The organism is Lacticaseibacillus manihotivorans DSM 13343 = JCM 12514, from assembly GCF_001435035.1.
GTDB lineage: Bacteria > Bacillota > Bacilli > Lactobacillales > Lactobacillaceae > Lacticaseibacillus > Lacticaseibacillus manihotivorans.
The window spans coordinates 1-950 of sequence record NZ_AZEU01000255.1 but is presented as its reverse complement, the minus strand read 5'-3'; the positions used below and the strand labels follow the sequence as shown (position 1 = coordinate 950).

2 protein-coding genes are annotated in these 950 nt (G+C 40.1%); both read left to right on the top strand.

The window, feature by feature from the left end:
• The first annotated feature begins 380 nt into the window (after nucleotides 1-380).
• A complete protein-coding gene (locus tag FD01_RS13255; RefSeq protein ID WP_016363783.1) occupies nucleotides 381-623 on the top strand; it encodes a type II toxin-antitoxin system RelB/DinJ family antitoxin in 243 nt (80 codons plus the stop codon).
• Entirely contained in the window at nucleotides 616-897 is a 282-nt protein-coding gene (locus FD01_RS13250; protein ID WP_016363782.1) for a type II toxin-antitoxin system YafQ family toxin, read from the top strand. The genes FD01_RS13255 and FD01_RS13250 overlap by 8 nt, the downstream gene beginning before the upstream one ends.
• Nucleotides 898-950: the final 53 nt, after the last annotated feature.

Genomic DNA, 950 nt, shown 5'->3' with positions numbered 1-950 from the left:
AGACCGGCCAGATGCGATTTCATGTCCCAAATACCGAGGTGAATAATCCAGGATAAGCACTAGCCGATTTTGACCATGGTCGTGTTTTTCACGACTATTCAGAAACAAGGATAAGCTTTGGAAACATTGTTTCTGGAAATCGAATCAGGGAGATCGCTGATTTTATCAGGGGGGTATAATTCGGCAAAGTACGAGGCCATTGAAAAAACGAAGTGAGTCGAGAGGAACATCATCGAGCATTTGTTAATGATAGGGTGTATCCGTTCGGACGGACTTTCCTGAATTGACAATCAGCCCAAGCGTGTCGGGGGACCGTAATTTGTAGAAAAACGCTTGTTTTTATGGTACCAAATGGTACCATAAAGCTAGAGGTGATTTTTATGACTAGCCAAGTACATTTCAGAATGAGCGAAAAAGAAAAAAAGGACTTCGAGATTGTCCTAAGTCGTGTGGGATTAACCCCCGGAGAAGCCTTTCGTATCTTTGCCAAGAAATCCATTGAAGCCGGAGGAATTCCCTTTGAGGTCTCTCAGCCAAACACACGTTTAAAAAAGGCTATTAGGAGTCAAGATTACGTTGAATTTAACGATCCTGAGGAAGGGCTGGATTGGTTAAATGAATAAGTTTATTTATAAACCAGCCTTTGAACGTCAATTTAAAAAACATTACAAGACGATTTTAAAAGGGGGGCGCTATAAAAAAGAAGATTTTGAAGCTGTTTATCATAAACTATTACGAGATGAACCGTTAGATCCACATTATAATGATCACCCTTTGGTTAATCGTAAACCAGAGCGTGATTTACATATCAGGCCGGATTGGTTATTAATTTACAAATATGATGGTGAGTTTGTGCGCTTTATCGACACGGGTTCGCATTCAGATCTTTTTAACTGAATCCCGCGTTTTACAATCAAGTTAGCCACTATCGTTAGCACTCAGACAAAATA

Bases quoted from the DNA above. Each gene is read 5' to 3' on its own strand.
- FD01_RS13250 (WP_016363782.1), top strand. From the start codon at position 616: ATGAATAAGTTTATTTATAAACCAGCCTTTGAACGTCAATTTAAAAAA.
- FD01_RS13255 (WP_016363783.1), top strand. From the start codon at position 381: ATGACTAGCCAAGTACATTTCAGAATGAGCGAAAAAGAAAAAAAGGAC.